The organism is Paracoccus methylovorus (genome assembly GCF_016919705.1).
Classification (GTDB): Bacteria; Pseudomonadota; Alphaproteobacteria; order Rhodobacterales; family Rhodobacteraceae; genus Paracoccus; species Paracoccus methylovorus.
Genome location: NZ_CP070371.1, coordinates 712,814 through 737,617, shown reverse-complemented (window position 1 = coordinate 737,617; position 24,804 = coordinate 712,814). Strand labels below are relative to the sequence as shown.

The window sequence follows — 24,804 nt, the reverse complement described above, 5'->3', positions numbered from 1 at the left end:
TTGCGGCGATTGCCTCGGGGGCCGCGCTCGCCTAAATCTGGCGGCCATGACGATACCCGCAACATATGCCGCCATCATCACCGCCGCCGGCCGAGGCACCCGCGCGGGCGACGGCCCGCCCAAGCAATGGCGCGGCCTTGCCGGGCAAAGCGTGCTGGAACGCAGCATCGCCGCTTTCGCGGGCTTTTCGCGCATCGTGGTGACGCTGGCACCCGAGGACATGGCACGCGGGGTGGCCGAGCTTTCGGGGCCCGTGGTGCTGGTCGCGGGCGGCGCCACCCGCAGCGAAAGCGTACGCGCGGCACTGGAAAGCCTGCAGGGCAGCGGTGTAACCCATGTGCTGATCCACGACGGCGCGCGGCCGCTCGTCTCACGCCGGGTGATCCAGGGCGTGGTCGCAGCGCTAAGGGCCGGCAGCCCCGCCGCAGCACCTGCCCTGCCGGTAACGGATGCACTATGGCGCGGCGAAGATGGCCGCGTCACTGGCACCGCCAACCGCGAAGGGCTGTTTCGTGCCCAAACCCCGCAGGGTTTCGCGCTGGAGGCAATACTTGCCGCCCATCGCGCCCATCCCGAGGGTGCGGCGGACGATGTGGAACTCGCGATCCGCGCCGGCCTGCCCGTCACCGTGACGGCCGGCGACGAGGACAATCTGAAACTGACCTGGCCCGGGGATTTTGCCCGGGCTGAGCGTATCCTGGGGGACGCGATGGATATTCGTCTTGGCAATGGATTCGACGTGCATGCCTTTACCAGCGGCGATCACGTCTGGCTTTGCGGGGTGAAAATCCCCCATGACAAGGCGCTGCTGGGCCATTCCGATGCCGATGTCGGCATGCATGCACTGACCGACGCGATCTATGGCGCCATGGCGCAGGGCGATATCGGCCGGCATTTCCCGCCCTCGGACCCGCAATGGAAGGGTGCCGAAAGCCATATCTTCCTGCGTCATGCCGCGATGCTGGCCCGGCAGATGGGCTATGAGATCTCGAACGCCGACGTGACGCTGATCTGCGAACGGCCCAAGGTTGGCCCGCATGCCGGCGCCATGGCGCTGCGGCTGTCCGAGATCATCGGGATCGAGGCCGATCGGGTCAGCGTCAAGGCCACCACCTCGGAGCGGCTGGGCTTTACCGGGCGCGAGGAAGGCATCGCCGCCATCGCCACCGCCACATTGATCAAAGGCTGAACATGGACAAGCTGATCGCGACCTTCTTCGGTATCGGCCGCCTGCGCCCCGCACCCGGCACCTGGGGCTCGGCCGCCGCCGTGGCGCTGGGGGTGCTGGCCTATGAGTTGATCCACCCCATGCTGGTGCCGGCGGGTTTCGTCGTGGCGACGGTTCTGGGCTTTTGGGCGGTGCCGGGGGTGCTGAGGCAAAGCGCCGACAAGGACCCGTCGTGGATCGTCATCGACGAGGTGGCCGGGCAATGGCTGGCCATGAGCTTTACCGTGATCCCGCTGGCGCAAAAAGGCGTCTCGATCCTTGCGGCATGGCCGGGATTCGTCGTGCCCTTCCTGCTCTTTCGGCTATTCGACATCTGGAAACCGTGGCTGGTGGGACGCGCGGACCGGCGCGGCGGCGCGACGGGGGTGATGCTGGACGACCTGTGGGCCGGCTTGTTTGCCGGTATCGGCTCGGTCATCCTGGCCGGGCTTTACCATACCGTGCTGGAGCCGATGCTGTGACTGACCCGGCCGAGGTTCTGGACCTTGCCCGCAAGCGTGGCGTGATGATCGCCACCGCCGAAAGCTGCACCGGCGGGCTGATCGCCGGGCGGCTGACCGATGTGCCGGGATCGTCGGACGCAGTCGACCGGGGCTTTGTCACCTATTCCAACGCCGCCAAAATCGAGATGTTGGGCATCCGCCCCGAAACGCTGGACGCACATGGAGCCGTCAGCGAGGAAATCGCCGCCGAAATGGCCAAGGGTGCGCTGTCGCGTTCGCAGGCGGGTATTGCGGTGGCCGTCACCGGCATCGCCGGACCGGGCGCGTCCGAGCACAAACCCGAAGGCCGGGTGTGTTTCGGCATCGCCGACGCCAGCGGCGTCAGGACCGAAACGGTGGATTTCGGTCCGCGCGGCCGCATCGAGGTACGCGCCGCCACCGTCGAACACGCGCTGGCCTTGCTGCGCGCGGCGCTGATTTAGGCCAGCGCCTGCAAGGCGGCGTTCACCTCGTCCAGCCGCGTGTCCCAGCCGCAGACCAGCCGGATGGAAACCGGCTCTTCTCCGTCCCCGGTCTGGGTATGCGGCCAAAGATGATAGCTGATCCCCGCCTCGCAGGCGCGGCGGTGCAACTCGGCCGGGATGGTGGCAAAGACCGCGTTCGAGTCGACGCGTTGGTCGATCCGCACGCCCGGCAACCGCGCCAGCCCCAGCCCCAACTCATGCGCCATGGCATTGGCGTGACGCGCCAGTTGCAGCCAAAGATCGCCATCCAGCCATGCCAGTATCTGCGCCGACAGATAGCGATGCTTTGAAACCAGTGCGCCGGCCCGCTTGCGGCGGAATGCGAATTCCTCGGATTTCGCGGGATCGAAGATCAGCACCGCCTCGACCGCCATGCAGCCGTTCTTGGTGCCGCCCAGCGACAGGATATCGACCCCGGCGCGCCATGTCAGATCGGCAGGCGCCACGTCCAGACCCGCCAGCGCATTGGCAAAGCGCGCGCCGTCCATATGCACCCCCAGCCCTTCGGCACGGGCGATGGCGGAAAGCGCCTCTACCTCGTCCGGGCTGTAGACCGTGCCCCATTCGGTCGCATTGGTCAGGGTCAGGGCGGCGTTCTGGCCGGCATGCACCGAATCGCGGCCGTTGACCTCAAGCACCTCGGCCAGTGCCTCGGGTGTGATCTTGCCAGCCGCACCGGGAACCGGAACCAGCTTGGCGCCGGCGGTGAAGAATTCCGGGGCCCCGGTCTCGCTGGTCTGCACATGGGCATCGGTATGGCAAAAGACCTTGCCCCAGCCGGGCGACAAAAGCGCCAGAGACAGCGCATTCGCCGCAGTGCCCGAGACCACGAAATGCACCGCCGCCTCGGGCGCGTCGAACAGCTCGCGCAGCCGATCCTGCGCGACACGAGTGATGCTGTCGCCGCCGTAAGAGGGAACAGGGCCTTCGTTCGCCGCCGCAATCGCGGCCATGATGCGCGGATGCACGCCGCCCGCATTGTCCGAGGCAAAATTCATGAAAGATCCTCGATGATATACTCGTCCCAATCGTCCTCGGTTACGGTCAGTTCGTTCACCGTCCAGCCGCGCACCGAGGCGCCGGCACGATGGATCGATTCGCGATCCCCAGAAATCAGATAATGCCAGTCGTAAAGCGGCTTGCCCTCGGCCCGCAACCGATAGGCGCAGGTCGAGGGCAGCCACCAGGCAATCTCTTTCAGCTTCTTGGGCGTCAGGACCACACAATCGGGCACGAATTCATGGCGATTGGCATAGCTGGAGCATTGGCAGGTCTCGCCATCCAAAAGCCGGCAGGCGACCCGGGTAAAGGCCAGTTCGCCCGTGTCCTCATATTCGATCTTGTTCAGGCAGCACTTGCCGCAACCGTCGCAAAGCGCCTCCCACTCGTCCTTGTCGAGACGTGCCAGCGGCAGTTCCCAGAACCGCGCACGCATCAGCGGGTCGCCAGAATCTCGCGCGCACGGGCGCTGTCGCGATCCATCTGCGAGACGAGCGTGTCAAGACTGTCGAACTTCGCCTCGGGCCGCAGATATTCGACAAGGGCCACCGAAAGGTGCTGTCCGTATAGATCGGCCGCGAAATCAAAGATGTGCACTTCCAGATTGGGATGGTTCACGCCGAACATCGGCCGCACGCCAAGACTGGCCACGCCCTTGTAACTGCCACGATCCGCCCCCGTCAGCACATCGACCAGCACGGCATAGATACCAAGCGCAGGCAGATGCAGCCCGTCGACAGCCATATTCGCGGTGGGATAGCCCAGGTCGCGGCCGCGCTTGTCGCCATGCAGCACCTCGCCGTCGACACGGTGCCAATGGCCCAGCATACGCTCGGCATCGCGGGGACGACCCTCGGCCAAAGCCTTGCGAATCTCGGTCGAGCTGTACTGCACCCCGCCGTCGCCGATCAGCGGGGCGACGGTGACGCCGAAGCCCTGGTCACGACCCAATTGCGCCAGCGTCTGCGCATCACCCGAACGCTGGCGGCCAAAGCAGAAGTCGGCACCGACGGTGATATGGCGCACGCCCAACCCATCCACCAGAACCTCACGCGTGAACGCCTCGGGCGAAAGCCCGGCCAGCACCGCATCAAAGGGAAGTTCGTAAAGGTGGTCCACGCCCAGCCGCGCCAGCCTGTTCGCACGCGACTCCACATTCATCAGCCGGAAGGGGGGCGCATCCGGGGCAAAGAATTCGCGCGGATGCGGCTCAAAGGTGATAACCCCCAACGGTGCTTTGCAAGCGGCGCGCGCCGTGTCGATCACCGAGCGATGGCCAAGATGCACGCCATCGAAATTGCCCATGGCGACGGTTGCCCCGCGGGCGTCGAGCGGCAAGGCTTTCCAGTCGTGATGGATGCGCAATAGGGCCCCCGATGGGCCGGCGGCCGGCCCTGTCAGTCGAATTTACGGCTTGGCGCCAGAACGACCGCCTCGCCTTTCAGGACGACCGTATCGCCGACGAGGCAGCGGGTTGCAAGGGTCACACGGCGCTTTGCATGGTCGATCGTCTCGACCGCAACCTCGGCGCGCACCATGTCGCCGGGCCGCACGGGGGCCATGAATTTCAACGTCTGGCCCAGATAGACCGTGCCATGGCCGGGAAGCTGCTCTCCGATCACGGCCGAGATCAGCCCGGCGGTCAGCATGCCATGGGCGATACGACCTTCGAAAATCGTGTCCTGCGCATAAGCATCGTCCAGATGCACCGGGTTACGGTCGGTCGAGACCTGGGCGAACATCTGGATATCCTCGTCGGTCACTACCTTCTGCAGGTAGCGCATCATCCCGACCTCCAGATCCTCGATGACGATCGTGCCGCGCGGAAGGTTGTCCAGCATCATTCAATGCTCCCGTTGAGTGGCTTTATGCCGCATAGCAGCAAAAGCCCTATCAAGCAACAAAATAACGCAGGAGCTAACCAAAAAGACTGATTGTTACCGAACCGTTCAGCGCAGCCGGCCGATGCTATAGGCTGGGTTCTGAGAGCGCAGCGCCAGCCACTCATTCAACCGCGCAGGATCGGGGTTTTCGACATCGTGGCCGAACTGGTCAAAGCCAAGGCCCCCGGTGACGAACAGCGCATCCAGCCCCTCGCCCGCCGCACCCGAGATATCGGTTGCGATGCCGTCGCCGATGGCCAGGATGCGGGCGTTGTCCTCCAATCCCAGCCGGCGCCGCGCCAGATCATATATCGGCGGATGCGGCTTGCCGAAGTACAGCGATTCGCCGCCCAGATCCTCGTAAAGCTCGGCCAGCGCGCCGGCGCAGTAGAGCCGCTTTTCGCCCATATCGACCACCACGTCGGGGTTGGCGCAAAGCAGCTTGAGCTCGCGCTGCCGGGCCAGCATCAGCCGGGCGCGGTAATCCTCGGGAACCTCGGTCAGATCGTCGAAAAGGCCGCAGCAGACGATGCCCTCGGCTTCGTCCAAGGTCACGCGGGTAATCGGCGGGGCGTCGCGCCATTCTTCGGGGATATCGGCAAAGAATCCTTCGTCCTTGGGCTGGGCGATGGCCCAGACGCGACGCCCGACGGCGCCTGCAAACATCGCATCCTGCGCCGCATCGCCCGAGCTGACAATGGCGTCCCACGCATCGCGCGGCACCCCCATGTGATCGAGCTGCCCGGCCACGTATTTTCGCGGCCGCGGGGCATTGGTCAACAGCACCACCCGCCCGCCTTTCGCACGAAAGCCCTGCAAAGCGGCGACGGCGGCCGGAAAAGCCTCCACGCCATTATGCAGGCAACCCCACAGATCACAGAACAGGACGTCGTAGTTCAGTGCGATCTCGTCGAGCGAGCGGATGATCTGCGTCATAGAATGCCCTTCGGGTCAGACGGCCAAAGCCGGGATGATCTGCTTTTTGCGCGACATGATGCCGGGCAGAACCACGGTGTCGCCAGCGACATTGGCACCAAAGCTTTTCTCGGCGACCTGCCTGACGAAATCGTTGGGCACCAGAAGGGTGGCTTCTTCGTTCAGGATATCGACGATGAACAGCAGGACCTCTTCGGCGCCATCGGCAGCGGCAACGGCGGGCATCGCGGCCATAAGCGCGTCCTTGCGATCCAGCAGCACCTGAGGCGCGGTCGTCTCCAGCACCGAAACCCGCAACTGCCTGCCGGCCAGTTCGTATTCCTTGCTGTCCATGCGCAAAAGCGCCTCGTCAGAGAATGACGACACGTCCGACTTGGCCGCGAACATCTCGGCCGCATAGTCGGGGATCGAGACGCCCAGATCCTTGGCAAGCTTTTCGGCGACGAAACGGTCGTGCGGCGTGGTGGTCGGGCTGCGGAATTCCAGCGTGTCCGACAGGATGCAGGTCAGCATCGCGCCTTTGACGGCACGGGGCGCACGGGCCAGATCGTCGTTGCCGATCAGGTCGTGCATGATCGTCGCGGTGCAGGCCAGCGGGCGAATGGTGATGTTGATCGGCAGGCGTGTCTTGATACCGCCGGCCAACAGGTGGTGGTCGATGATCTCGATCACATCGGCCTCGCCCAACGAGGCGGGCAATTCGGCCGGGTTATTGGTGTCCACCACCACGCATTGGTCACCCGCAGCCACGTCCGAGATGATTTCGGGCTTGTCGATGCCCCATTTCGCCAGCATCCAGCCGGCCTCGGTATTCGGCTCGCCCTGCAGGACGGCTTTGGCCGGGGTCTTGCGCACTTCGGAAAGATACCAGGCCCAGATGATGGGCGAGCCGGTCGAATCGGTGTCGGGTGCCTTGTGGCCGAAAACCTTGATCATGGGGATCCCCTGAAGTTTGGGCGGAAATTTCGCCGGCCTTATAGGGGCGCGGCCCGGCAATGTCTATCAATCCTGCGTCGCCCGCGCCTGCGCAATCGCGCGACTTTCTACGGTTTCGCAACATCCTGCCGAAGCTGCCGCACCGCACCGGGCCGGCGCGCAAACATAACTGCACGGCCCGACAGAACGGGCGCGCAGCCGGCAGCAAGGTCGGGCGTCAGACCGGGGTTTGCTGGTGTTGCAGGATGCGCCAGTCGCCGGCGCGGCGGATCCATGTCGTGGTGCAGAGCGCACGATAGGTTTCAGCCCCCGCACGGCGGGCCGTGGCGTGATAGGCCAGCACGCAGACATCGTCGGTTTCGATGCTGACACGCTCGGCCATGGTGACCTCTTGCCAACGCGGGACCGATTGCAGCGCAGAGACCACCGCGGCACGGTCCATGATCCCCTTGGACGCAAAGGCCATCAGGCAGGAACCGTCAAGCTTGCGCGCTGCCTCGGCCACCCCTGCCAGCCAGAATTCGCGCTCTTCGCGCCAAAGCTCATCCGCCATCGCCTATCCCCTCCACCGTGATCGGGCTGATGGTCCAGCCCCTGTTTTCCAGCAATCGCAACACGCCGCTGGTGCCCGGCAGGTGCAGTGCGCCAAAGCCCGCGACCACACCCTTGCCCTGCCCGGCCGCCTCGGCCGCTGCCTGCTCAAGCGGCTTGATCCAGTTTTTGTTCCGCTGATCCATCAGCTTTTCCTGCGCCAGCCGCATCTGTTCATCGACCTCGGCTCGGGTCAGGCCGGAATTATCATAGGCGTCGAAGCGGCCGAATTCCCAGATCAGCCAGCTATCGCCGGCGAAATACGCATCCGCCAGTGTCACCGCGTAATCGTCCGCATATTCGGCGGCCGGCATGGCGGCGCGGATCATGTCCTCTTCTTCTTTTGGGGTCATGCCCTCGAACAGGGTAAAGACGGTATCCCAGGGCTCCAGCGCCTGCACCGGCACCCCGGCAGCTTCGGCGCGTTCGACAAGGAAGTGGTCTAGCCCGCCGGCGTCTCCACGCTCTTTGATGACTTGCATCATGCAGGGCGAGACCCCCAGCATCACGGCGACATACCACGGCCGCAGACGGCTGGCGATCACCACCGGCAGGCCGCGTGCCTCCAGCGCCGAGGAAAGCGATTTCCATTCGTCATCGGTAAACCGCTCGGGCAAGGTCGGGCCTTCGGGATCCACCAGCAAGGTCGGGTCCGAGGTCATGGCCTGGGTCAGGCGCGCCTCTTCCTCGGGGCCGGCCTCGACCAACAGCGTGGCTGCGGCGTCGATCTGGGGGCCGAAACGGTCCATGGTCAGGGCGTGGCGCAGATCGGCAAAATGATAGGTGCCGATCAGCGTGATGTGCTGCTCGCCCTTTTCTGCGCGCCAGAACAGGCCGTGACGATAGGGCACGCCCTCGGCCGCCGCGCGCAGTTCGGCCAACCGAGCCGGGGGCATGCTGTCGAACAGGTTCTTTCCCACGCATTCCTGCGCCGCCGCGGGCAAGGCCAGAAACATGGCGGCAAAAATGGCGGTCAGGAAAGGCTTGAGGCGCATATATTCGGTTCCGACTTCGACATGGCGCCAGCATGGCACGAGGCTGCGCAGCGCGCCAGCCTAGCGCGGCAACGGCAGTTCCTGCGGCAAGGGCTTCCGGGCAAGCACCGCCCGCCAGATGCGCTCGACCTGCGCGGCCTTGGCGGCCCAGGTGAAATCGTGCATGACGCGGGCCTGCGCGGCCGCCGCGATGCCCGGCAGGACAGTGGGATCGGCGGCAATGGCCTGCAGCCGGGTGCGCAGCCCCGCCACCAGATCGGCCCGACAGCCCATGGGAATGCGAAAGCCGGTCGTGTCATCAACCAACTCGCCGGGTCCGGCGTAATCGGCGATCACCGGGACCACGCCAAGCGCCATCGCCTCCAACACCACGCCGCCGCCGAATTCCCGCACCGAGGGGAACACCAAAAGCTGCGCCTGCGCGGCGGTGACCTGCACCTGTTCATGCGGCAGCCAGCCATGGAAACGCACAGCTTGCGCCACGTCCTCGTGGTCGACCAACGCACGCAGCGCCTCGGCCTGCGGACCGTCGCCGATGATATCCAGCACCATCTGCCCGGCGCGCAGCAAGGGCAACGCCGCCTCGATCGCCATGTCCGCCCCCTTGTAGGGCACGAGCCGCCCGATAAAGCAGCCGCGCAGAGGCAGGGTGCCGGGCTGAGGTGCGGTCAGGCTGAAGCGAGCCGGATCGATGGCGTTTTCCGGCAGCCAGACGGTCTTGTCGCGATATTGCTGCGGGATTTCGCCCAAGGTATGCAACGAGCCGCAGATGATGGCCGAGGCATGGCGCAGCATCGCGCCGCGACCCGGCAGCGCCTTATAGGCCCCGCGGATATAGGACAGCCATTCCTTTTCCCGCCGCCGCTCGCTGTCGAAACCCTTGGGCCATGGCACGCCGCCGTTCAGCGGACCCAGCACGAAGGGCACGCCGGCCCGGGCGCAACGCGGCGCAAGCAGGCTGTTCGCAGTTGGCGTCAAAGGCGTCACGCGATGCACGATGTCGTATTCCCCGGCACGAATTGCAGGACCGAAGGCGCGCCAGACCAGCCGTTCGAAATAACCGTATCCAAGGGTGGTGATGGCGGTCTTCATGGTCCAGCCAACGCCCTTGCCCATGCTGAGCTTTTCCGCTGCCCGCCACATCGGCGCCGCCAGCTTTTCGCTGTCGATGGCCGTGAAGTCGCGCCCCTCAACCAGACCGGCGCGCAGGATGGCTTCGCGATTGCGAACCTGGGTCACGATATGCACATCCGCCACCTCGCGCAGCGCATGGGCCAGCGACCAGCCCACCAGCGGAACCGAGACCCACTCGGGATTTGCCGCCTCGGCAATGACAAGGGCCTTCAGACGCCGTTCCACCATCACATCCGCCCCCACTGCTTTATTCCGGCGTAGCCGCGGCGCAGAAAGCCAGTCAAGCAGATTTCACGGCAAAATTTCCTGATTGCAGACCGTTGACAGGCAGCCGGCCTGCGCCTAGATGGGCTGCATTGGCACTCATCAATGTCGAGTGCCAACAGCTGCAACACTGCAACCTGAAACACCGGAGTGTTCTACAATGGCTTTCACACCGCTGCATGACCGCGTTCTGGTCCGTCGCGTCCAATCGGACGAAAAGACCAAGGGCGGCCTGATCATCCCCGACAGCGCAAAAGAAAAACCCGCCGAAGGCGAAATCGTCTCTGTGGGCGAAGGCGCGCGCAAGGATTCGGGCGAACTGATCGCACCCGCGGTCAAGGCCGGCGATCGTGTGCTGTTCGGCAAATGGTCGGGCACCGAAGTTACGGTCGACGGCGAAGAGCTGCTGATCATGAAGGAAAGCGACATTCTGGGCATCATCGCCTGATCGTCCCCTTCCGATAACCCATTCAAGGAGCAGAGCAAATGGCTGCGAAAGAAGTCAAGTTCAACAGCGACGCCCGCGACCGCATGCTGAAAGGCGTGAACATTCTCGCCGATGCCGTCAAAGTGACGCTGGGCCCGAAAGGCCGCAACGTGGTGATCGACAAATCCTTTGGCGCGCCGCGCATCACCAAGGACGGTGTCACGGTCGCCAAGGAAATCGAACTCTCCGACAAGTTCGAAAACATGGGCGCCCAAATGGTTCGCGAAGTCGCTTCGCGCACCAATGACGAAGCCGGTGACGGCACCACCACCGCGACCGTGCTGGCCCAGGCCATCGTGCGCGAGGGCCTGAAAGCCGTCGCCGCCGGCATGAACCCGATGGATCTGAAGCGCGGCATCGACATCGCCACCGCGAAAGTGGTCGAGTCGATCAAGGCCGCCGCCCGTCCGGTCAGCGACAGCTCGGAAGTGGCGCAGGTCGGCACCATCTCGGCCAACGGCGAAGCCTTCATCGGCCAGCAGATCGCCGAAGCCATGCAGCGCGTCGGCAACGAGGGTGTCATCACCGTCGAAGAAAACAAAGGCATGGAGACCGAAGTCGAAGTCGTCGAAGGCATGCAGTTCGACCGCGGCTATCTCTCGCCCTATTTCGTGACCAACGCCGACAAGATGATCGCGGAACTGGAAGACGCCTACATCCTGCTGCACGAGAAAAAACTCTCGTCGCTGCAGCCGATGGTTCCGCTGCTGGAATCGGTCATCCAGTCGCAAAAACCGCTGCTGATCATCGCCGAGGACGTCGAGGGCGAAGCCCTGGCCACCCTGGTCGTGAACAAGCTGCGTGGCGGCCTGAAAATCGCCGCCGTCAAGGCTCCGGGCTTCGGCGACCGCCGCAAGGCCATGCTGCAGGACATCGCGATCCTGACCGGTGGTCAGGTCATCTCGGAAGATCTGGGCATGAAGCTGGAGAATGTCACCATCGACATGCTCGGCCGCGCCAAGAAGATCTCGATCAACAAGGACAACACCACCATCGTCGATGGTTCCGGTGAAAAAGCCGAGATCGAAGCCCGCGTTTCGCAGATCCGCCAGCAGATCGAGGAAACCACCTCGGACTACGACCGCGAGAAACTGCAAGAGCGCGTCGCGAAACTGGCCGGTGGCGTCGCCGTCATCCGCGTCGGTGGCATGACCGAGATCGAAGTGAAAGAGCGCAAGGACCGCGTCGATGACGCGCTGAACGCAACCCGTGCGGCCGTGCAAGAAGGCATCGTCGTCGGTGGCGGCGTGGCTCTGGTTCAAGGCGCCAAGGTGCTTGAAGGTCTGGTCGGCGAGAACTCGGATCAGAACGCCGGTATCGCCATCATCCGCCGCGCGCTGGAAGCTCCGATGCGTCAGATCGCCGAAAACGCCGGCGTCGACGGCGCCGTGGTGGCCGGCAAGGTTCGCGAATCGGACGACAAGACCTTTGGCTTCAACGCCCAGACCGAAGAATATGGCGACATGTTCAAGTTCGGCGTCATCGACCCGGCCAAAGTGGTCCGCACCGCGCTGGAAGACGCCGCCTCGGTGGCCGGCCTGCTGATCACCACCGAAGCCATGATCGCCGAGAAGCCCGAACCCAAAGCTCAGGGCGGCGGTATGCCCGACATGGGCGGCATGGGCGGAATGATGTAATCATCCGCTTGCCGTTCAGGCAAAAGAAAGGCCGCTCCGAAGGGAGCGGCCTTTTTCGTCAGGGTGGGCGTCGGCCGGGTCAGCTATAGTTCAACCGACCGGCGTATGGCATAATTCAAGCCGGTTTCTGCAATGAAACCGGCTTACCATGAAGTCTGTCTGGAACGACGATTGACGTTCACGGGCGGCCCTTTCAAGAGCCGACCACCTCTTTGGATTGTTGTTCGGCAACCGCTGCAGCCTCGATCTGTTTCGTCATGAACATGATCGCCAGCCTGCGACGGTCCTGCTGTCTTTGCGTGATTCTTTTGCGGTTTACGCGTCTGTTCGACGTTCTGGCCATAATATTTGTCTTTCAATTGAGTTATTGGGCCGCCCCACCCGGTTTCGCCCGGATGGCGAAAACCTGATGGGACAAGCCGTGATGCGATTGCCCGCAGGCAAGGTCGCCAAGGCAGGCATAGCCTGCGCGGTCCGGCCGGTATCGGCCGAACCAGTTCGAAATCAAGCCAGCGCCAGATCGCGCGCCGACTGGCGGCCATCGCGGTCGGTCTCGAATTCGAAGGTCACAGCCTGGCCGTCATCCAACTGATGGATATTCGCCTTTTCCAGCGCCGAGATGTGCACGAACACATCCTTGTCGCCGTTCTCGGGCGCGATAAAGCCGAAGCCTTTGTTGGTATTGAACCATTTCACGGTGCCATTGGCCATCGTGATATCTCCTTAAAATAATGCCGCCCGCAATAGGTGGCGGCCCGGCCCAGTCAGATCGAAACACAAATCTGAAGCCGGATAAGGAGACAGGATGCGGAAGAAATAACCTAGCCCACTGAACATGGGTCCCCATATCCGCGAATACAAGGGGCGTGATTTGCGGCACCAGCTTGCGCGACGCCTAACTGTGGTCCTTTTCCGCCAGTTCCAGCCACTCTTCTTCGGCGGCCGCCAGCGCCCGCTGGCGTTCGGACAGGCCCTCGCTGGCCTTGGCGAACTTGGCCGGCGCGGTCTGGAACAGGTCGGGTTGGGCCAGAAATTCGGTCAATTTGCCGATCTCGGCCTCCAGCCGCTCGATGATCGCCGGCAGGGTCTCCAGACGCTTACGCTCGGTAAAGCTCAGCCCTTGGCGCTCTTCGGGCGTGCGTTGCGGCGTTGGCTGTGCGGCAGTGGCCGCCCGTTTTGGCATTTCTGTCGCGAGAGCCTGTTCGGGACGTTGCGCGCGATAGTCGGACCAGCCGCCCGGATAGATCGTGGCCTGGCCGTCGCCCTCCATCGCCACGGTGGTCGTGGCCACGCGGTCGATGAAATCACGGTCGTGACTCACCAGCAGCACCGTGCCGTCATAGTCGCCCAGAATGTCCTGAAGCAGGTCCAGCGTCTCGACATCCAGATCGTTCGTCGGCTCGTCCAGAACCAGCAGATTCGAGGGTTTTGCCATGATCCGGGCCAGCAGCAGCCGCGCCTTTTCCCCGCCCGAAAGACTGCCGACCGGGGCGCGCGCCTGCGCCTCGTCGAACAGGAAATCCTTGAGATAGGCCACGACATGGCGCGGATTGCCGCGCACCATGACCTGATCCGAGCGCCCGGAAACGCGCATCGACGGATCGCCCGCCAGCGCGTCCCACAGCGTCACGGTCTCATCAATGGCCGAACGGGCCTGGTCGAAAACCGCGATTTCCAGATTGGTGCCGTGCTTGACCGTGCCGGTAACCGGCGCGACCTCTCCGGTCAGCATCTTGATCAGAGTGGTCTTGCCCACGCCGTTGGGACCCACGAAGGCCACGCGGTCCCCGCGCAACACGCGCAGATCAAAGGGTTTCAGGATTTCCCGGTCGCCAAAGGCCTTGGAAATCCCCTTGGCGTCGATCACGCGCTTGCCGGATTGCACACCCGCATCCAGCTCCATCGCCGCCGTGCCCTGCCGGCGGATCTGGCTTGCGCGCTCATCCCGCAACGCCGCCAACGCCCGGACCCGGCCCTGATTTCGCTTGCGCCGGGCGCTGATGCCTTCGACCGCCCAACGGGCTTCGGCCTTGATCTTGCGGTCAAGCTTGTGGCGGGCTTCGTCCTCGGCCGCCCAAAGGGTTTCGCGCCACTCCTCGAAATGCTCAAACCCGCGGTCCTGCCGGCGCACCTCGCCCCGGTCGATCCACAGCGTCGCCCGCGCCAGCGCCCGCAGAAAGGCCCGGTCGTGCGAGATCAGCACAAAACCGGTGCGGGTGGCAGAGAGCTGTTCTTCGAGCCAGCCGATGGCCTCGATGTCCAGGTGGTTTGTCGGCTCATCCAGCAGCATCAGTTCCGGCGCCTCGGCCAGCAGACGGGCCAGGGCCGCGCGGCGGCGTTCACCGCCCGAGGCGGTGGCGACCGGACGATCCGCATCGAACTTCAGCCCTTCGGCCGCCATCTCGACGCGGTAACCTTCGGAATCGCCCAAGCCGGCGCCAGCGAAATCGCCCAAGGTCGTAAAGCCCGACAGATCCGGGTCCTGCTCCATATAGCCGACCTTGGTGCCGGCCGAAGTGATGACCTCGCCGCTGTCAGGCTCGACCAATCCGGCCATGACCTTCATCAGCGTGGACTTGCCCGAGCCGTTGCGGCCGACCAGCGCCAGCCGATCGCCCTGCTGGACGGTCAGGCTGAGCCCGTCGAAAACGGGATTGCCGCCGAAGGTCAGCGAAATATCGGTGAGTTGCAAAAGCGGAGCACGTGCCATGCGCCGCAGATATGCCGCCCCGGGCGCCGGGTCAACGGCCGGCGCCACGACCAGAGGCGCCGGACAGGATTCGCACGACCTGTTCGCTGCCATAGATTGACAAATCAAGCCCTTGGTGAACCCTTGACCCGTTCACTAAACAAACAGGTTTACCATGCAGAAAAAACTTCTGGCCGAGGTCATCGGCACATTCTGGCTGGTGTTCGGCGGCTGTGGCAGCGCCGTTCTTGCTGCGGGTTTCCCCGAACTTGGGATCGGCTTTACAGGGGTCGCGCTGGCTTTCGGCCTGACCGTGGTGACCATGGCCTATGCGGTAGGCGGTATCTCGGGCGGTCACTTCAATCCGGCGGTGTCCGTAGGCCTGACGGTCGCGGGACGTTTTCCGGCCAGTGGGCTCCTGCCCTATATCGTTGCGCAACTCGTCGGGGCCATCCTTGCCGCCGCCGTTCTTTACGTCATCGCAACCGGCAAGGCGGGCGTCGATCTGGGCGGCTTCGCTGCGAACGGCTATGGCGCGCATTCTCCGGGCGGCTATGGCATGTTCTCGGCGCTTTTGATCGAGATCGTGCTGACGGCGGGCTTTCTCATCGTGATCCTGGGCACCACCCATGGCCGTGTGCCGGCGGGTTTCGCGCCGCTTGCCATCGGTCTGGCGCTGACGCTGATTCACCTGATCTCGATCCCGGTGACCAACACATCGGTCAACCCGGCACGTTCGACCAGCCAAGCCCTGTTCGTGGGGGGATGGGCGATACAGCAGCTTTGGCTGTTCTGGGTGGCTCCGATCGCGGGCGCAGTTCTTGGCGGGCTGATCTGGAAAGTGGTCGGAGAGCACGACTGAAGCGCAGCCACGGGGTTACCACGGTCTGAAACCCGATACCGCCGCACGTCCTTGGCTGTGCGGCGGCGATTACGGCCTCGTTGCGCCTTCAACCGGCAACCCGCCCAAGGGCGGTTGCCGCCCCCCGCCGCGGCCGCTAATCTGCGCCGGTCAAGGAAGGCCGAGCATGAGCGAGAGCGAACGGAACTATCAGGTGCTGGCGCGGAAATACCGCCCCGAAACCTTTGCCGATCTGGTCGGCCAAGACGCCATGGTGCGGACGCTGAAAAACGCCTTTGCCGCCGACCGCATCGCGCAGGCCTTCATCATGACCGGCATTCGCGGCACGGGTAAGACCACCACCGCGCGCATCATCGCCAAAGGGCTGAACTGCATCGGCCCGGATGGCCAGGACGGCCCGACCACCGAACCCTGTGGAGTGTGCGAACATTGCGTGGCGATCTCGGAAGGACGCCATGTCGATGTGATGGAGATGGACGCCGCCTCGCGCACCGGCGTAAACGACATCCGCGAGATCATCGAGTCGGTGCATTACCGGGCCGCCTCGGCGCGCTACAAGATCTATATCATCGACGAAGTGCACATGCTTTCGACCAGTGCCTTCAACGCGCTGCTGAAGACGCTGGAAGAACCGCCCCCGCATGTGAAGTTCATCTTTGCCACGACCGAAATCCGCAAGGTGCCGGTAACGGTGCTGTCGCGCTGCCAGCGTTTCGACCTGCGCCGCATCGAGCCCGAGGTGATGATCGCCCTGCTGCGCAAGATCGCCGCGCAGGAAAGCGCCGGGATCAGCGACGACGCACTGGCGCTGATCACGCGCGCAGCCGAAGGCTCGGCCCGCGATGCGACCAGCCTGCTTGACCAGGCGATCAGCCACGGCGCGGGCGAAACCAGCGCGGCGCAGGTCCGTGCCATGCTGGGGCTGGCGGACCGGGGCCGGGTGCTGGACCTTTTCGACATGATCCTGCGAGGTGCTGCGGCCGAAGCGCTGGCCGAGCTGCAGGCGCAATACGCCGATGGCGCCGATCCGATGGCCGTGCTGCGCGATCTGGCCGAAATCACGCATTGGATCTCGATCGTGAAGATCACGCCCGAGGCGCTGGACGATCCGACCATCGGTCCGGACGAACGCGCGCGCGGACAGACCATCGCGGAAAAAGTGCCGATGCGGGCGCTGACCCGGCTGTGGCAGATGCTGCTCAAGGTGCTGGAAGAGGTCGGCAACGCCCCCAATGCCATGATGGCAGCCGAGATGGCGATCATCCGCCTGACCCATGTCGCCGACCTGCCCGATCCCGAGGCGTTGATCCGCAAGGTGCAGGCCAGCGCGGCCGCGGGGGCCTTCAGCCGCAACGCCGCCCCGCCCGCTGCCCGTACCGAAGCTCCGCGCGCAAGCGCCCCCCCCCGCATGCCCGTGGTCGTGCGCCCGGACGGCAGTGCCACGGCCCTTGCGGTTTCACCCGACGCGTTGGCCGGATTTCCCGACTTCGAATCGGTGATCGAGTTGATCCGCCGCATGCGCGACATGAAACTGCTTCTGGATGTCGAGGATCATCTGCGACTGGCCCGCTATGCGCCCGGCCGGATCGAGTTCCAGCCGACGGACGACGCGCCCCGCGATCTGGCGCAACGGCTGGCCGAACGGCTGCGCGGCTGGACCGGCGGCCAACGCTGGGCAGTGACCGTGGTTTCGGACGGCGGCCAGCCCACCATCAGCGAAAAGCGCGCCGCGCATGAGGCCGAGGCCCGCAGCCGTGCCATGGAAAATCCGGTGGTTCAAGCGATCTTTGCCACATTCCCCGGAGCGAAGATCACCAATATCCGTCCGGTCCCCGCCCCCGTGGCGGTTGAAAACCCGACGGGCGAGGATACATCCCCCCATGAACTGACCGAAGGCCCGGTGGCCGAGGTCGAGGAATGGGACCCCTTCGAGGACGAGGATTAAGCAATGTTCAAAGGTCTTGGCGATATGGATCTGTCGAAGATGATGGAAACCGCCCAGCAAATGCAGACCAAGATGGCGGAAATGCAAGAGGGACTGAACCGCCTGACCGTCACCGGCGAGGCTGGCGGCGGGCTGGTCAAGGCCACCGCGACGGCCAAGGGCGAGTTGACCGCGCTGGACATCGACCCCTCGATCTTCAAGGCCGAGGACAAGGAAGTGGTCGAGGACCTGATTCTCGCCGCAATCAAGGACGCGCAACGGCGGGCACAGGACAAAGCGGCGGCAGAAATGCAGCGCCTGACCAGCGAACTCGGTCTGCCCGCCGACATGAAGATGCCATTCTGAATGGCCGCTTCCGGCGACGAGATCGAAACGCTGATCGCCACCATGGCGCGCCTGCCGGGGCTGGGTCCCCGTTCGGCGCGGCGCATCGTGCTGCACCTGATCCGCCGCCGCACCGGGCAAATGGCACAACTGGCAAGCCTGATGGCCAGCGTAGCTGAAAACGCCCGCGAATGCCTGGTCTGTGGCAATATCACCCAATCCGACATTTGCCCGATCTGCGAGGATCCGGCCCGCGCCAGCGGCGAAATCTGCGTGGTGACCGAAGTCGCCGATCTCTGGGCGCTGGAACGTGGGCGCGCCTTTCACGGCCGTTACCACGTCCTTGGGGGCAGCCTTTCTGCGCTTGACGAGATCGGCCCCGAGGATTTGCGCATCCCGCAACTCATCACCCGCCTTGCCGAGGAAAACATCGCCGAGGTCATCCTCGCGCTTTCGGCCACGGTCGAGGGCCAGACGACTGCGCATTACATCGCCGAGGCGCTGACCCCCACCGGTGTTACTGTCACCGGTCTTGCGCAGGGCGTGCCCATCGGCGGCGAACTCGACTATCTGGACGACGGCACCATCACCGCAGCGCTGCGCGCCCGTCGCAAGCTTTGAATCGCGAGGGGCGCGGCCAAGGTGCCACGCCCCTGTTTCTTCCTTGTCCAAATATCCCGGGGGAGCGTCTTCTGTGCCCCATCAAGGGGTGCAGAAGACGTGGGGGCAGAGCCCCTTTTGGCTCAAGCGTCCAGTTTCTCGACCGACTTGGCCGGCTTGGCGATCTCGATGCGGCGCGGCTTCAGCGCCTCGGGGATTTCGCGCAGCAGGTCGATGTTCAGCATGCCGTCCTCGTGGCTGGCGCCCTGAACCCGAACATGATCGGCCAGAGTAAAGCGGCGCTCAAAGGCACGGGTGGCAATACCACGATGCAGGTAGGTGCGGCCCTCATCCTCGGCAGCTTTACGCCCCGAGACGATGACGGCGCCGTCCTTGACCTCGACGGTCAGGTCGTCGGCCGAAAAGCCAGCAACGGCGATTGAAATGCGATAAGCATTCTCGCCGGTTTTTTCGATATTATAGGGGGGATAGCTGGCAATGTCGGCCGACAACGCACGGTCCATCACATCGGCCATACGATCAAAACCAACCGAAGCGCGATAAAGCGGGGTCAGATCGAAATTACGCATGTTTCGCATCCTTCTTCAAGCGATACAAAGGCTTGCCCCCCGATCCGGGCGGGCAGGTCCGTCGGCGCCACGATGGCCCTCCGACAACATTTCAGGTAGGAATACGTCGCCAGCGTTTCAAGATCCGGCGCGGGTCCGCGCAGCGCATCCCCGCCACTCGCAATAACGCGGAAAAACCAAGGCGCGCGGGCATGTCCCACGCGCCAATTCTTCATTCATTGCCTTCGACCCAAAACCACAGGCCATCCGGCCATTGGCGCATGGGCCCGGTCAGGCGCGCGCAGCGCTCAGCATCCGGGCGATCTCGTCCTTCAGGGCGGCACGCTTTTTGCGCAGTGCGGTTTCGGCCTCTTCCGACATCGGGACGTGACGGCTTTCGGCGGCCGCCACTTCGTCGTTCACCTCGTCATATTCCTCAAGCAGCCGGGCGAAACGCGTGTCCGAGACTTTCAGTTCGTGGATAACCCCGGCATCATTGGGGAATTCCTCGTGGATAGCATGGGGTGCTGCCATTTTCTTTACTCCGGAACAAATATAACCGTGCTCTGGATAGACGCCGGGAAGCAGACTGGCAACATCAACTCCACGAAGGTAGAACGCGCCATGGACTTGAACGCCCCCCTGCCCGGCCCGCTGTCTCTGGCCGATCTCGCCGCCCTTACGTGGCTGTTTCTGGCTTGGTTTGGCATAGGCTGGGTTACCGAATATCCACCAAAGGATCACCCCTCGGTTACGGTGCTGATGAAGGCTCACCGTCGCGAATGGATGCGACAATTTATCACACGCAATCCGCGCATATTCGACAGCGCCATACTGACCACGCTGCGCGAGGGCACGGCCTTCTTCGCCTCGGCCTGCCTGATCGCGGTGGGCGGCGGACTGGCGCTGATCGGCAATACGGACCAGCTTGCCGGCGTCGCGCGCCAGTTCGACCTCGGCCACGTCCCCACGCTGAAATGGGAAATCAAGATCGTCGTGGTGCTGTTCTTTGTCGCCAATGCGCTTTTGCGCTTCGTCTGGTCGCATCGGCTGTTCGGCTATTGCGCAATCATCATGGCCTCGGTCCCGAATGAACCCGAAGACCCCCGCGCACTGCCGCTGGCCATGCAAGCGGCCGATATCAACATCACCGCGGCGAAAAGCTTCAATTCGGGGCTGCGCTGCGTCTATTTCGCATTGAGCGCACTTGGCTGGCTGGCCGGCCCGCTCGGCCTGTTCCTTGCCACGACCTATGTACTTTTCATATCATGGCGACGCGAATTCGCCTCGCACTCGCGCCGGGCAATCATGAAGTTCGTCCCCGGAGAAACTTACTCGTCTCCTGACATCGACGAGCGCGATGGTTCTCAGCCTTGAACACCCTCCGCCTTCTCTGTTGCCTAAATACCCAAATACCACATATCAATCCAAGGCTACGCGGATAGTTGTGCAAAAAGCGGCGAACCTGGCCCTGATAGCGGGCCAAAGCATGGGTATTTAAACAACGAAGAAGACGCGTCAGCGACCGGATTGCCAGCGTGGCTTGCGTTTATCAAAAAAAGCCGCGATGCCCTCGGCGGCCTCGTCCCCTTCCCACACATCGACGAGGGCGTTGATACTGTCCTCGATCTCTGCCGCGCTTATGGGCGAGCCCAGACGCCGGGCCAGACGCTTGGCAGCCGCCACCGCATCGGGGGCGCAGGCAAGATAGGGCACGACCTCAGCCTCGATGGCGTCATCAATGGTCGTCGCATCGGAAAGGCTCGCCAGCAGATTCAGCCGCATCGCCTCGTCAGCGCCAAAGAGCCGCGCGGACATGAAGACGCGGCGTGCCTTGCCTTCGCCCATTCGAGCCAGCACATAGGGACCGATCGTGGCGGGGATCAGGCCCAGCCGGGTCTCGGTCAGGCCAAAGCGCGCCTCGGCCACGGCCACGGCCACGTCGCAGACTGCGATCATGCCGACACCTCCGCCGAAGGCATTACCTTGCACCCGACCGATCAGCGGTTTGGGCATTTCGTTCAGCGCCTGCAACATCATGGCAAGTTCTTTTGCTGCCACCTTGCGGGTTTCGGCATCAGCGCGCATCTGCTCTTGCATCCAGCCCAGATCACCACCGGCGCAAAAGCTGCGCCCTTCGGCGGCCAGCACGACGACCCGCACCGTCGGGTCCGAGCCCAGATCATGCGCGGCCTGCGTCAACTCGCGGATCATCTGCGCCGACAGAGCATTATGCTTGTCGGGGCGGGCGAGCCACAGATGCGCCACACCGCGGGCGTCGGTTTCGATGCGGATCGTCTCCATCACGCTGATCCCCTTATCGTCTGGGCCATGGCGGCGGCCCGATCTATCACGGCCATGTCAAGCCCGGTTTCATATCCAAGCCCTGCCAGATGCGCGGCAACCTTTTCCGTGGCCACATTTCCGGCGGCGCCCGGCGCATAGGGACAGCCGCCCAAACCCCCAACTGCAGCGTCAAAGACCCGCAATCCACGCGCCAGACTTGCGTCGATATTCTGCAACGCCCGGCCGGCGGTGTCATGGAAGTGGCCGGACAGGTTTTCGGCTGGCAGTTCGTTCAGCACGGCGGCCAGCATAGCATCCACGGTCTCGGGTCGTCCCTGGCCAAGGGTTTCACCCAAGCTGACCTCATAGCAGCCCATGTCGCGCAAGCGGGCAGCGACGCGGGCGACGTTGCCGGGCGGGACAGCCCCATCGAAGGGACAATCCGTCACCACCGAGACATAGCCGCGCAGCAGGATGCCGTCCTCTCGCGCCGCCTTCGCTATTGGGGCGAAACGCTCAAGGCTTTCAGCGATACTGGCGTTCAGATTGGCGCGGGAGAAGCCTTCGGAAGCAGAGGCAAAGATCGCCACCTCATCCGCACCGGCGGCTTTGGCCGCTTCGTAACCTTTCAGGTTCGGGGTCAGGACGGCGTAGCGGATACCGGGTCGGCGGGTAATGCCGGCCATGACCTCGGCGGCATCCGCCATTTGCGGCACCCATTTCGGCGACACGAAACTGGTCACCTCGATACGCCTGAACCGGGCCTGCGACAGCAGATCGACCAGCGCGATCTTTTCCGCCGCCGGGATCAGGCGCTTTTCGTTCTGCAATCCGTCGCGCGGGCCGACCTCGAATATCTCAACCCGGGACATCGGACACCTCGTAGAAATCGCGGTCATAGATGACGTCGTCCCCCGCGCGGGCCAAGGCGCGGCGATAGGCCGGTCGCGCCTGCATGCGGTCGCGATAAGCGGCAAGCGCAGGATAGTCGGCGAAAGGCAGAAAGCGGAACACCGCCTCGATATTGAACCCGAGCATGCAGTCGGCCGCCGAAAAGGTGGTGAGCAACGTCTCGCGCCCCTGCAGATGCGTATCCACCGCGCGGGCAGTGACCGCCAACCGCTTTGTGTCCAGCCGCATCAGCGGGATCGAGCGGGCGCTTTCGGGCCGCAGGAAGATATGGTGGATATTCAATGCCTGCAGGATATTCGCCTGTGTCTCGGCAAAGTTGACCCAGGACAGGAAATCGGCGCGTTCTTCGTCGCCCGGTTTCGGTGCCAGCCGTCCTTCGCGTTCGGTCAGGTATTGCACGATGGCTGCGGATTCAAAGATGGCGCGACCGTCTATTTCCAGAGCCGGAATGCGGCCTGCGGGCGACAACGCGCGGAACCCGGCGCTGCGCAGGCTGCCGTCAGTCAGCGACCACAACTGCAATTCACAGTTGAGGCCCAGTTCCTCGATCAGCCACAGAACGCGTATCGAGCGCGAGCCGGGAACATGGTGCAGGCGGATCATGCCTCGTCCTCCTCCAGCCGGATAAGGGCCGCGCCGGCCTCGACCTGATCGCCGGCCTGGGCCAGCACCTCGGCCACGCGCCCGTCGCGGGCGGCCATGAGCGTGTGTTCCATCTTCATTGCCTCCAGAATCGCCAAACGCTCGCCCGCTGCAACCTGCTGCCCCGCCGCCACGAAAATCGCCTTGACCAGCCCCGGCATGGGCGACAGCGTCAGGCCGCCGCCCGCCTCATCGCCGCCGCGTGCCAAAGGATCGAGCGGCACCAGCGTCAGCGACCGGCCGCCGAAAACGCTGCTGCCCGCCGCATGGTTGACGATGCGCGAGCGGCGCGGGCTGCCGTCGACCCACCAGCGCCCGCCCTCATAGCCGATTTCATGCGTGCCGCCGTCCAAGGTCACGCGGGCGGAGCCGGGACCCAGCACCTCCAGCAGCGCCTCTCCACCCTCCCATGCTATGGTGCGGCGCAGGGGCTGCCAAAGGGTGACGCCACCGCGCACCTGCGGATCGTCAAGGCCCGCCAGCCCCAGCACCGCCAGCGCGCAGGCAGCGGGATCGGGTTCGGCCGCGCGGATCAGCGCATCCAGTTCACGGGCGATCAGGCCGGTATCGACCTCGCCCTTGCCAAAACCTTCGTGCCGGGCAAGGGCAATCAGGAAATCAACATTGGTGACCGACCCGGCGACCTCGGTATCGACCAGCGCCGCTTCCAGAGCGCGCAAGGCGATGGCCCGGGTGGCCCCATGGGTGACGATCTTGGCGATCATCGGATCATACCAAGGCGAGATCGTGTCGCCGGGCCGCACCCCTGTTTCTATACGCGCATGGTCGGGAAAGCGCAGATGGGCCAGCGTGCCGGTCGCAGGCAGAAAGCCGGCCGGCACGTCTTCGGCATAAAGCCGGGCCTCGAATGCGTGGCCGGTAATGGCCAGATCCTCCTGCCTTGCCGGCAGCGGCTCGCCCGAGGCCACGCGCAACTGCCATTCGACCAGATCGATGCCGGTGATAAGTTCGGTTACCGGGTGTTCGACCTGAAGCCGGGTGTTCATCTCCATGAACCAGAAACCATCGGGTCGCAGGCCATGGCTGCCGTCGACGATGAATTCGACGGTGCCCGCGCCGGCATAACCGATGGCCTCGGCGGCGCGGGTGGCTGCGGCGCCCATGGCGGCACGCATTTCGGGGGTCATGCCAGGGGCCGGGGCCTCCTCGATCACCTTCTGATGGCGGCGTTGCAGCGAGCAGTCGCGTTCGAACAGGTGGACGGCATGGGTGCCGTCGCCGAAGACCTGCACCTCGATATGACGGGGTCGCTGGATATATTTCTCGATCAGCACCGATGGATTGCCAAAGGCGGTGGCGGCCTCGCCTTGCGCGGATTGCAGCGCGGCGGGGAATTCCTCGGCGCGCTCAACCAGTCGCATGCCCTTGCCGCCGCCGCCTGCCACGGCCTTGATCAGCACCGGATAGCCGATGTTGTGGGCTTCGGCCGCCAGATGTGCCGCGTCCTGATCGGTGCCGTGATAGCCGGGAACGACCGGCACGCCGGCCTTGGCCATCAGTGCCTTGGCCGCATCCTTGAGACCCATCTTGCGAATCGCCTGCGCCGAAGGGCCGATGAAGATCAGGCCCGCCGCCGTTACGGCATCGACGAAATCCGGGTTTTCCGACAGGAAGCCATAGCCCGGATGGATGGCCTGCGCGCCGGTTTCCAGCGCAGCCGCGATGATGGTATCGCCGCGCAAATAGCTGTCGCGCGGCGCCGGACCGCCGATATGGACAGCCTCATCGGCCAAGGCGACATGGCGTGCGGCCCGGTCTGCGTCGGAATAGACTGCGACCGTACGCACCCCGAGTTTGCGGGCAGTGTCGATGACCCGGCAGGCGATCTCGCCGCGATTGGCGATCAGGATCTTCTGAAACATGCGACGGCTCCTGTGGCGGCGGTCGGGCCGGGGGT

27 protein-coding genes are annotated in these 24,804 nt (G+C 64.2%); 10 read left to right on the top strand and 17 right to left on the bottom strand.

The genetic code is table 11. The features are described 5' to 3' along the window. Nucleotides 1-46 precede the first annotated feature (46 nt). From JWJ88_RS16790 to JWJ88_RS16780, 3 genes are read left to right on the top strand one after another with little or no spacing between them, the layout of a single operon-like run. The gene (locus tag JWJ88_RS16790; protein ID WP_205296830.1) at nt 47-1,189 is read left to right on the top strand and encodes a bifunctional 2-C-methyl-D-erythritol 4-phosphate cytidylyltransferase/2-C-methyl-D-erythritol 2,4-cyclodiphosphate synthase; all 1,143 of its coding nucleotides are present in this window, start codon (nt 47-49) and stop codon (nt 1,187-1,189) included. Between the two features lie 2 nt (nt 1,190-1,191). Next, nucleotides 1,192-1,689, top strand: coding sequence for a phosphatidylglycerophosphatase A family protein (locus JWJ88_RS16785; protein ID WP_205296829.1), 498 nt, complete (start codon nt 1,192-1,194; stop codon nt 1,687-1,689). 44 nt (nt 1,690-1,733) lie between these two features. After that, nucleotides 1,734-2,153, top strand: coding sequence for a CinA family protein (locus JWJ88_RS16780; protein WP_240200377.1), 420 nt, complete (start codon nt 1,734-1,736; stop codon nt 2,151-2,153). On the opposite strand, the gene JWJ88_RS16775 is transcribed toward JWJ88_RS16780, so the two are convergent. From JWJ88_RS16775 to JWJ88_RS16735, 9 genes are all read right to left on the bottom strand, one after another. Continuing rightward, nucleotides 2,150-3,193 carry a threonine aldolase family protein gene (locus tag JWJ88_RS16775; protein WP_205296827.1) on the bottom strand — a complete coding sequence of 348 codons (1,044 nt, stop codon included), beginning with the start codon at nt 3,191-3,193 and terminating at the stop codon, nt 2,150-2,152. The two genes, JWJ88_RS16780 and JWJ88_RS16775, sit on opposite strands and share 4 nt — an antisense overlap. Then, a complete protein-coding gene (locus tag JWJ88_RS16770) occupies nt 3,190-3,630 on the bottom strand; it encodes a YcgN family cysteine cluster protein (protein ID WP_205296826.1) in 441 nt (146 codons plus the stop codon). Before JWJ88_RS16770 ends, JWJ88_RS16775 begins: the two co-directional genes overlap by 4 nt. After that, on the bottom strand, nt 3,630-4,559 hold the full coding sequence (locus JWJ88_RS16765) for a bifunctional riboflavin kinase/FAD synthetase (protein WP_205296825.1): 930 nt from the start codon (nt 4,557-4,559) through the stop codon (nt 3,630-3,632). The genes JWJ88_RS16770 and JWJ88_RS16765 overlap by 1 nt, the downstream gene beginning before the upstream one ends. A 32-nt stretch (nt 4,560-4,591) precedes the next feature. Continuing rightward, nucleotides 4,592-5,035, bottom strand: a complete 444-nt coding sequence (locus tag JWJ88_RS16760) for a MaoC family dehydratase (RefSeq protein WP_205296889.1) — start codon at nt 5,033-5,035, stop codon at nt 4,592-4,594. 108 nt (nt 5,036-5,143) lie between these two features. After that, a complete protein-coding gene (locus tag JWJ88_RS16755; RefSeq protein ID WP_205296824.1) occupies nt 5,144-6,013 on the bottom strand; it encodes a TIGR01459 family HAD-type hydrolase in 870 nt (289 codons plus the stop codon). 15 nt (nt 6,014-6,028) lie between these two features. Then, nucleotides 6,029-6,949: a manganese-dependent inorganic pyrophosphatase gene (locus JWJ88_RS16750; RefSeq protein ID WP_205296823.1), complete on the bottom strand. Its 921-nt coding sequence runs from the start codon at nt 6,947-6,949 to the stop codon at nt 6,029-6,031. A gap of 217 nt (nt 6,950-7,166) precedes the next feature. Then, nucleotides 7,167-7,502, bottom strand: a complete 336-nt coding sequence (locus tag JWJ88_RS16745; RefSeq protein WP_205296822.1) for a nuclear transport factor 2 family protein — start codon at nt 7,500-7,502, stop codon at nt 7,167-7,169. Then, entirely contained in the window at nt 7,492-8,535 is a 1,044-nt protein-coding gene (locus JWJ88_RS16740) for a TraB/GumN family protein (protein ID WP_205296821.1), read from the bottom strand. Before JWJ88_RS16740 ends, JWJ88_RS16745 begins: the two co-directional genes overlap by 11 nt. Nucleotides 8,536-8,595: 60 nt before the next feature. After that, complete coding sequence (locus tag JWJ88_RS16735) at nt 8,596-9,897, bottom strand: glycosyltransferase family 4 protein (protein ID WP_205296820.1); 1,302 nt, start codon at nt 9,895-9,897, stop codon at nt 8,596-8,598. 196 nt (nt 9,898-10,093) lie between these two features. On the opposite strand from JWJ88_RS16735, the gene JWJ88_RS16730 reads away from it, so the two are divergent. After that, nucleotides 10,094-10,381, top strand: a complete 288-nt coding sequence (locus JWJ88_RS16730) for a co-chaperone GroES (protein WP_205296819.1) — start codon at nt 10,094-10,096, stop codon at nt 10,379-10,381. Nucleotides 10,382-10,419: 38 nt separating this feature from the next. Next, nucleotides 10,420-12,057, top strand: a complete 1,638-nt coding sequence (groL, locus tag JWJ88_RS16725; RefSeq protein ID WP_205296818.1) for a chaperonin GroEL — start codon at nt 10,420-10,422, stop codon at nt 12,055-12,057. 504 nt (nt 12,058-12,561) lie between these two features. On the opposite strand, the gene JWJ88_RS16720 is transcribed toward groL, so the two are convergent. Together JWJ88_RS16720 and JWJ88_RS16715 are read right to left on the bottom strand one after the other, a co-directional pair. After that, a complete protein-coding gene (locus JWJ88_RS16720) occupies nt 12,562-12,768 on the bottom strand; it encodes a cold-shock protein (RefSeq protein ID WP_205296817.1) in 207 nt (68 codons plus the stop codon). A gap of 184 nt (nt 12,769-12,952) precedes the next feature. Then, complete coding sequence (locus tag JWJ88_RS16715) at nt 12,953-14,767, bottom strand: ABC-F family ATP-binding cassette domain-containing protein (RefSeq protein WP_205296816.1); 1,815 nt, start codon at nt 14,765-14,767, stop codon at nt 12,953-12,955. A 154-nt stretch (nt 14,768-14,921) separates the two neighbouring features. Between JWJ88_RS16715 and aqpZ the strand changes: the two genes are divergently transcribed. From aqpZ to recR, 4 genes are all read left to right on the top strand, one after another. Then, nucleotides 14,922-15,608 carry an aquaporin Z gene (gene aqpZ, locus JWJ88_RS16710; protein ID WP_205296815.1) on the top strand — a complete coding sequence of 229 codons (687 nt, stop codon included), beginning with the start codon at nt 14,922-14,924 and terminating at the stop codon, nt 15,606-15,608. A 166-nt stretch (nt 15,609-15,774) separates the two neighbouring features. Continuing rightward, complete coding sequence (locus tag JWJ88_RS16705; RefSeq protein WP_205296814.1) at nt 15,775-17,553, top strand: DNA polymerase III subunit gamma/tau; 1,779 nt, start codon at nt 15,775-15,777, stop codon at nt 17,551-17,553. Between the two features lie 3 nt (nt 17,554-17,556). Beyond that, nucleotides 17,557-17,898, top strand: coding sequence for a YbaB/EbfC family nucleoid-associated protein (locus tag JWJ88_RS16700; RefSeq protein WP_205296813.1), 342 nt, complete (start codon nt 17,557-17,559; stop codon nt 17,896-17,898). Next, complete coding sequence (gene recR, locus JWJ88_RS16695; RefSeq protein ID WP_205296812.1) at nt 17,899-18,498, top strand: recombination mediator RecR; 600 nt, start codon at nt 17,899-17,901, stop codon at nt 18,496-18,498. It begins immediately after the preceding gene. A 122-nt stretch (nt 18,499-18,620) separates the two neighbouring features. On the opposite strand, the gene JWJ88_RS16690 is transcribed toward recR, so the two are convergent. Together JWJ88_RS16690 and JWJ88_RS16685 are read right to left on the bottom strand one after the other, a co-directional pair. After that, nucleotides 18,621-19,067, bottom strand: coding sequence for an Hsp20 family protein (locus JWJ88_RS16690; RefSeq protein ID WP_205296811.1), 447 nt, complete (start codon nt 19,065-19,067; stop codon nt 18,621-18,623). A gap of 270 nt (nt 19,068-19,337) precedes the next feature. Next, nucleotides 19,338-19,580, bottom strand: coding sequence for a YdcH family protein (locus JWJ88_RS16685; RefSeq protein ID WP_205296810.1), 243 nt, complete (start codon nt 19,578-19,580; stop codon nt 19,338-19,340). Nucleotides 19,581-19,670: 90 nt separating this feature from the next. Here JWJ88_RS16685 and JWJ88_RS16680 point away from each other — a divergent pair, with 90 nt between their 5' ends. Then, entirely contained in the window at nt 19,671-20,423 is a 753-nt protein-coding gene (locus JWJ88_RS16680) for a DUF599 domain-containing protein (protein WP_205296809.1), read from the top strand. Between the two features lie 141 nt (nt 20,424-20,564). Here JWJ88_RS16680 and JWJ88_RS16675 read toward each other — a convergent pair whose 3' ends face one another. From JWJ88_RS16675 to JWJ88_RS16660, 4 genes are read right to left on the bottom strand one after another with little or no spacing between them, the layout of a single operon-like run. Next, nucleotides 20,565-21,353, bottom strand: coding sequence for a crotonase/enoyl-CoA hydratase family protein (locus tag JWJ88_RS16675; protein ID WP_240200362.1), 789 nt, complete (start codon nt 21,351-21,353; stop codon nt 20,565-20,567). Further along, nucleotides 21,350-22,204, bottom strand: coding sequence for a hydroxymethylglutaryl-CoA lyase (locus JWJ88_RS16670; RefSeq protein ID WP_205296808.1), 855 nt, complete (start codon nt 22,202-22,204; stop codon nt 21,350-21,352). Before JWJ88_RS16670 ends, JWJ88_RS16675 begins: the two co-directional genes overlap by 4 nt. Then, entirely contained in the window at nt 22,191-22,847 is a 657-nt protein-coding gene (locus JWJ88_RS16665) for a glutathione S-transferase family protein (RefSeq protein WP_240200361.1), read from the bottom strand. Before JWJ88_RS16665 ends, JWJ88_RS16670 begins: the two co-directional genes overlap by 14 nt. Then, the gene (locus JWJ88_RS16660; RefSeq protein WP_205296807.1) at nt 22,844-24,769 is read right to left on the bottom strand and encodes an acetyl-CoA carboxylase biotin carboxylase subunit; all 1,926 of its coding nucleotides are present in this window, start codon (nt 24,767-24,769) and stop codon (nt 22,844-22,846) included. Before JWJ88_RS16660 ends, JWJ88_RS16665 begins: the two co-directional genes overlap by 4 nt. Nucleotides 24,770-24,804 lie beyond the last annotated feature (35 nt).